7 protein-coding genes are annotated in these 6,472 nt (G+C 61.5%); 3 read left to right on the forward strand and 4 right to left on the reverse strand.

Annotation, left to right across the window (positions count from 1 at the left end):
• Window positions 1-331: 331 nt before the first annotated feature.
• The 3 genes from ACZXDY_RS35690 to ACZXDY_RS35700 form a co-directional block, all read right to left on the reverse strand.
• The gene (locus ACZXDY_RS35690) at window positions 332-670 is read right to left on the reverse strand and encodes a hypothetical protein (protein WP_464348747.1); all 339 of its coding nucleotides are present in this window, start codon (window positions 668-670) and stop codon (window positions 332-334) included.
• 210 nt (window positions 671-880) lie between these two features.
• Entirely contained in the window at window positions 881-1,654 is a 774-nt protein-coding gene (locus ACZXDY_RS35695; RefSeq protein WP_464348748.1) for a class I SAM-dependent methyltransferase, read from the reverse strand.
• Between the two features lie 162 nt (window positions 1,655-1,816).
• Entirely contained in the window at window positions 1,817-2,176 is a 360-nt protein-coding gene (locus ACZXDY_RS35700; protein ID WP_464348749.1) for a hypothetical protein, read from the reverse strand.
• Between the two features lie 202 nt (window positions 2,177-2,378).
• On the opposite strand from ACZXDY_RS35700, the gene ACZXDY_RS35705 reads away from it, so the two are divergent.
• Window positions 2,379-2,789 carry a bleomycin resistance protein gene (locus ACZXDY_RS35705; RefSeq protein ID WP_464348750.1) on the forward strand — a complete coding sequence of 137 codons (411 nt, stop codon included), beginning with the start codon at window positions 2,379-2,381 and terminating at the stop codon, window positions 2,787-2,789.
• The gene (locus ACZXDY_RS35710; protein WP_464348751.1) at window positions 2,783-3,472 is read left to right on the forward strand and encodes a DUF4336 domain-containing protein; all 690 of its coding nucleotides are present in this window, start codon (window positions 2,783-2,785) and stop codon (window positions 3,470-3,472) included. The genes ACZXDY_RS35705 and ACZXDY_RS35710 overlap by 7 nt, the downstream gene beginning before the upstream one ends.
• A gap of 409 nt (window positions 3,473-3,881) precedes the next feature.
• Here the strand turns inward: ACZXDY_RS35710 and ACZXDY_RS35715 are convergent, their stop codons facing one another.
• Window positions 3,882-4,151, reverse strand: a complete 270-nt coding sequence (locus ACZXDY_RS35715) for a hypothetical protein (RefSeq protein WP_464348752.1) — start codon at window positions 4,149-4,151, stop codon at window positions 3,882-3,884.
• 254 nt (window positions 4,152-4,405) lie between these two features.
• On the opposite strand from ACZXDY_RS35715, the gene ACZXDY_RS35720 reads away from it, so the two are divergent.
• Window positions 4,406-5,638 (forward strand): hydantoinase/carbamoylase family amidase, encoded by a 1,233-nt coding sequence (locus tag ACZXDY_RS35720; protein WP_464348753.1) that lies wholly within the window; start codon window positions 4,406-4,408, stop codon window positions 5,636-5,638.
• Window positions 5,639-6,472: the final 834 nt, after the last annotated feature.

Consider the following 6,472-nt stretch of genomic DNA (forward strand, 5'->3'; position numbering starts at 1 on the left):
TGCGCGCGGAAGACGGTCGCGTTCCACGCGGACTCATTCTCGCCGTGCGATCCGATTGCGGTCGAACCAGCACAGCCCCAATGCATTCGCGCATGGCGTCCCAGCCCTTCAAACGATCGCCACTCCGCGAACGGCAGGTTGCAGCCCCACCAATGTTCGCGGATCGCGAAATGTTATCGACTGTTACGTTAAGTGACGCACTTTAATCCGGCAACGACATTGGTTGTTGTGGGAAGAAAGCGAGTCGCGGTGTGCTTTCGATGCAACGTGAGCGCGGTCGAATTAACGGATCGGCAACGAACCGCAACATGCACGGCGCATCAAACAGCCATCAGCGACTGGCGAGCCGCGATCCGTCAGGCCGCTCGGCGGTCTCCTGGGGCTTGATGCAGCCTTTGCAGATCACAAGCTTGCTGGCGAGCTTGCGATCGGCATCGATGTCAGAGGCCAACTCCGGCTCATCCGCGGATGGCTCGATCGCTTGAGATACGTTAACTGCGCGTCTCGGCGTTCGCCGCGGCTGGTTCGGATCCTCGCCCGCCCCATCCCAGGCAAATGTTCTCGGCCCGGTCGAAGCCATGTTCGTCACGCCATATTGCGCACAGGCGCCAAGCGTGAGCGGAAGAAGCAGGATGGCGATCCGGCAGGCCGGGTTCCGAACATGACGCATGGCGATACTCTGATACAACTGATGCTGCGAGCTAAGTGCAGAATGGCTAACAAATCGTTTTAGCTAGATGCCCGTCGATCAGAGCGAAAAGATGGCCGAAACGGCGATCGGCATCGCTGAGGGGGATGGAGATCGCTAAAGCGATAGAGATCGCTGAGAAGAAAGAATGCGCAAGCCAGTGAGGAGCAGCCTTTGAGCTCCCTGCTCTTCCTAGCGACGCCGCGCGATCTCCGCAGTTGAGACAACGTACTCGGTGAGCACACCGTCCCGGCTCATCGGCATCAAGCGCGCCTCGACATCGCGCAGCATCGGCTCGATCTTCTCGCCCAGGACGGCCGGCGAGGACGACGAGAAGGTCAATATGCGTTGCGCCAGGTCAGCCACGCTGGTGTCCTTCACGCTCTCGACCCGGATCTCTTCAGTGGCCTGAAATGTGGTGCCTTGCAGCAGCGAGGAAAGCTCACGATGCACGCGCTGCCCCGAACGCGACTCGGACCATAGTTCTTTGTCAGACCATTGACGCCGCGCAGCGGTGTATTCCTCGAGCCACACATTGCGCCCGTCCCTCACAGAGGACGATGCGCATATGGCGACGACGCCACCCGGCGTCACCAGCCGTTCGAACAATGGGCCCAAGGTGCTCTCGTCCAGCCAGTGGAGCGCTCGTCCGATGGTGACGAGATCGAAGCGCCCGATGCTCTCCGGCAGGTCCTCCGCCCTGCCCTCGACCAGCGTCACGTCCCGTCCGGCCTGCTTGGCCGCCTGCCGCGCGGCCGCCAGCATGTTCGGCTCGGGATCGACGGCAACAACGCGTCCGACATAATCCGCAAAGCCGAGCGCGAGCAGGCCGGGCCCGGTGCCGATATCGATCAGCGCATGTTGCTTGGTGAGCGCCAGGCGCTGGGCGACCTCACGGAAGAACGTGGGCTGATAAGGCGGCCGGAATTGCTCATAGAGGTCGACCGTCGTTGCAAAACGTCCCATTCCCTGGGCCCAATCATCGAGGTCATCGAACGGCGTACAGCGAAACTAACCCGCTGCAGCGGCGCGTCACCTTAAATTTGGATTACATTTCACGCGCTCACCGTTGTCAGAAAGCGCCGTCGGCAAATGGATGTATACGCGTGCGGTCCGTGAGTGAGCTGATCAGCCGCAATTCCAGATCGGCCCGATCGGCGTCCGCGTCCAGCAAGGGCCGAAGCTGCCGCCATTGTAGCGGCCGCCGTAGAATCCGGGCCGACCGAAATAATGCCAGTCGCCGTCCCACCCATAATAGCGTGGCACCGGATCGATGTACCAATGGCGCCGGTCGCGGCGCGCCATGCGCGAAGCCAAAGCTTTCTGCTTGAAAAGCGGAAGGCTGTTGTTCGGTGGCTGCTGATAACCCGGAAGGAAACCGTAGCCGTGCCAGCGTGGCGGCGCTCGTTTTTGAACCGGCGCAGCCGGCGCAACGACCGGCAGCAGTGACAGGACGATGGCAATCGACAGACACATCAGGCGCGACATGAGCACAACATAGACGTCCGGCTGCTCGGAAGCGACTCAAATCCGAGTGCATGGTTGCTTCCGACTTTCTCTCATCGATTCGATACGGTAAATCGACCCGTCACGTTGTCAGGGTTCAAATTCCGAGGACTGGTGAGCCATGGGAATACCAGCAGATAGATTACCGACTGGCGGCTTTGCTCGCCTTGTCCCGGAGCTTGACGTGCTTGACCTGGAACAGAGCAAGACATTCTGGTGCAAGATACTCGGTTTCCAGATTGCGTATCAGCGCCCCGAAAATCGCTTCATGTACCTCGAGCTGCAGGGAGCTCAGGTCATGCTGAAGCAACAAAATGGTAACTGGAAGACTGGAGCTCTCGAACGACCGCTGGGACGCGGGATCAACTTTCAGATCTTCGTCGATTCCGTGGCCCCTCTTCTCGATGCACTGAAGCGAGAGAAATGGCCTCTCTTCAGAGAGTGTCATGACGCCTGGTATCGGATCGCAGGAGAAGAGCGCGGCAACAGGCAATTCCTGGTGCAAGACCCTGACGGCTACCTCCTGCGTTTCGCACAGGATTTGGGAAGCAGGTCATCACCTCTCGAACGGCACCAGTTGGACCGGCCATGCTGAAGGAATTCGATCGCGAGATCTGGACTGCAGATGGACCCGACGTATCCGTAGCCGGATTTCATTATCCCACCCGGATGGCCGTCATCAGACTGTCAGACGGAGGTCTCTTCATCTGGTCGCCGATAGAGCTCAGCGATAGCCTGCGGGCGGATGTCGATGCCATCGGTCAGGTGCGGCGCATCGTTGCTCCCAATTCACTTCATCACCTGTTTCTTCCACAGTGGAAGCGCGCCTACCCTGACGCCAAACTCTACGCCCCGCCAGGATTGCGAAAGAAGCGCGAGGACATCGTCTTTGATGCTGACCTCGAAAGTGTGCCGAGCCCGGATTGGATCGAGGAGATCGACCAGGTCCTGATGCACGGCAACCTGATCACGACGGAGGTGGTGTTTTTTCACATCAAGAGCGGGACCGTGCTGTTTACCGATCTGCTCCAGCAGATTCCGGCCGACCGCAATTCCGGCTGGCGGGCCATGGTCGCGAAGCTGGACCTCATGGTGGGGCCCGAGCCGTCGGTGCCGCGCAAGTTTCGTGTCGCCTTCACCAACCGCCGCGCCGCGCGAAAGTCTCTGGATTACATTCTCGCGTGGCCAACCGAAAAGGTGCTGATGGCCCACGGCACACCGATAGAAGAGGATGCGCGAGCGTACCTGCGCCGTGCGTTTGGGTGGCTGACGGCGTGATTTGCAGCGTCGGAGCCACGAAGACGTTCACGTTCAATTCAGGAAGGTTCGCAAATTCAGGAAGGTTCGCGTGTTAGCTGCGCGATAGGTCGCGTCTGACGACCCCTGCCACACGATTCAAAACAGAAGAAAGGTCCCGATCAGGATGCCTGCAGCAAAGGACCAAAGTCCCAAGGTGCAGGCTGAAACAACGCGGACTAGGTTGCGGAGCTGCTCCTCGTGCTCCTCCTCTGCTGTCTTGGGGAGATGAGCCGTCATTGGCGCTGTCTTGCCCATGCTTTGCCCGGCATTCCCGGGATTTACGCCCCCAAATCATGGTGAAGGCGGGGCAATTGCGCGCCGCTGCGATGCCGTTTTTGTGATCAGGCGTGGGGCCGAGCCGCGGCGGAAGCGGCGGCGAAGTCTTGCTTCAGCGGACCGAGGAGGGCCGCTTGGGGTCATGGTAGCCGCCCAATAGATCGTCCGGCACGTTGCCGAACGCGCGCAGCACGGTCGTCGTCGATTCCGGATAGCCGACGCGGACGAACGCGACGGCTCCGGCATGGCCCAGGATCTGCCAAAACCCTTTCGCGCGCTCGATCGCCGCCGCAGGGCTCGCGCATTTGAAAGGCTCGCCGGCGACGAGACCATCGTCGGTCAGGTCGAATGGCATGGCGACAAAGAGAGTGATCTCGCCCATGGCCGTCTCCCCGATTATTTCGCTGCCCGTCTGATGGGGCTGATCGCGCATTGAAGGCAAGTTTGGGTCTTCCTGGCTTGCGCCAAATCAATATGGCCTCGCCACTCCGTCATTTATGCCGTTTGGTCCGCGCAGACCAGAGGTCGGCCCTATCGCCTGTCCGACGGGAGACACGCCCCGGCAGTGCCGGCTTTCCCTGGCGCGCGGCGTATGCGAGCCTGCGTGGAAAGAAACCATCAACGGGTGCATCCGCCATGCCCGATCCAGACCTGCCTGTCGACGGCGCCCGCGTTCTCGCCGATCTCAATGCGCTGCGCGCCATCGGCGCATACAAGACCGGCGTGCACAAGCCGACTTTTTCGGAGCCGCATATGCGCTCGATCGCGTGGCTTGCCGCAAAGCTCCCGGAAGCCGGCCTCGCTCCCACGATCGACGGCATCGGCAACGTTCTCGGTACCAGCGCAAAACCTGGCTTGAGGCTCCTGGCCGGCTCGCATCTCGAAAGCCAGAATTTCGCCGGCTGGCTCGATGGACCGCTCGGCGTCGTCTATGCGCTCGAGGCCGCCCGCGTCCTCAATCCCGACGCGAGCCTCCAAGGTGCCGTCGAGGTTGCCGCCTGGTGCGACGAGGAAGGACATTTCGGCCATTTCCTCGGTAGCCGCTCCTATGTTGGCGCCGTCACGGACGCCGAGATCGACGCCGCGTGCGACCGCAGCAATGGGCGTCCCATGCGTGATGCGCTGGCGAACGTCGGGCTTGGCGGGCGCCCGCGCGTCACCGCCGAGCGCGGACGGCACGTCGGATATCTCGAAGCCCATATCGAGCAAGGCAGGACACTCGAAGACAGCGGCCTCAAGATCGGCGTCGTCACCTCCATCGTCGGCATCTGGCAATATCGCATCACCTTCACCGGCGAGCAGAACCATGCCGGCACCACGCGGATGTCGACCCGCCGCGATGCTGGCCTTGCGCTCGCCAAATTCTGCGTCGCGATCGACGACAGCTTCCCTGCCCTGTGCGGACCGCGCACGGTATGGACCACCGGCCGCATCACGCTCGATCCCGGCGCGCCCAGCATCATTCCCGGCCGCGCCGAAATGCTGTTCCAGATGCGCGACGACGATACGAGCATGATCGAACGTCTGGAAGCGCATTTGCGCCGCATGGCCGCCGAGGTCACGGCGGCAGGCCGCTGCAGCGTCGAGGTCGAGCGCATCCGCACCGGCGCGCCGGCGACGATGGATGCCGCGTTCCAGGACGCGATCGAAGCCGCGAGCGCACGCTTTGCCGATGGCAAGTCGATCCGGATGCCGAGCGGCGCCGGCCATGACGCCCAGGTCCTCGCCACCATCATGCCATCAGCCATGCTGTTCGTGCCCTCGATCGGCGGCATCAGCCATCACTGGAGCGAGAACACCGACGACGCCGACATCGTCACGGGGGCAAAGGTGTTTGTCGATGCGTGCCGGCGCTTGCTCGTGCGGTGAGCGCGCGCCAAAGGCTTCCCACTCTCCGTCATTCCGGGGCGCGCGCAGCGTGAACTATGATGTGCAATTTCACATCAGAGAATCCATTCGTCCGTTTGCGCAAGCAGCAAAATGGATTCCGGGCTCGATGCTTCGCATCGCCCCGGAATGACAGCCCCCGTCATTGCGAGCAGAGCGAAGCAATCCATGCTTCTGCTTGCGGTGCTATGGATTGCTTCGCTCCGCTCGCAATAACGATGTGGTTGGGTTGAGTGCGACATAACACCCCCGACGGGCAAATCACCGAAAGTCTGTCCAGCCCTCGCGGAAAAAACATTCCGCTTCCGTCGTCGGGCAAATCAGTGATTTAACTCCGCGCGTCTCACCCGAAAGAGGGGCGGCTCGCGATCGTCACGAACGTTGCGGTGAGATGCGGTGGACGTGAAGTGTGCGACTGACGAGCACGCACATCACGGACGGCGAAGTCGTGTGGTCCTGGCGCCCCGACGCTGGCGCTAAGTCCTGGGGGATGGAAACATCCCTAAGGGCGACGGTGGCAAGAAAGCCCGGTCACCGAGGAGAGCACGAAGGAAACCGTAACACCACCGCGCAGGGAAAGCCGGAATGCTTCGGTTGAACCTGTGGTCCTACCCCCGTGCTTTTTGTTGCACGGGACCCATGGGTGCAGCCGGCACCCGGCTTTCCCTGCGCCCTCTGTGTTTCGAGGAGCGTAACGGTCACGCAAACCTCGGGCGCATCGCGCCGCGAGAATGCGAACTCACATCCTCACGCTATTTGAAATTTGAATCAGAACCCCACCCCACGTCGTCCCGGACTTGATCCGGGACCCATAAC

The organism is Bradyrhizobium sp. LeoB3 (assembly GCF_055456055.1).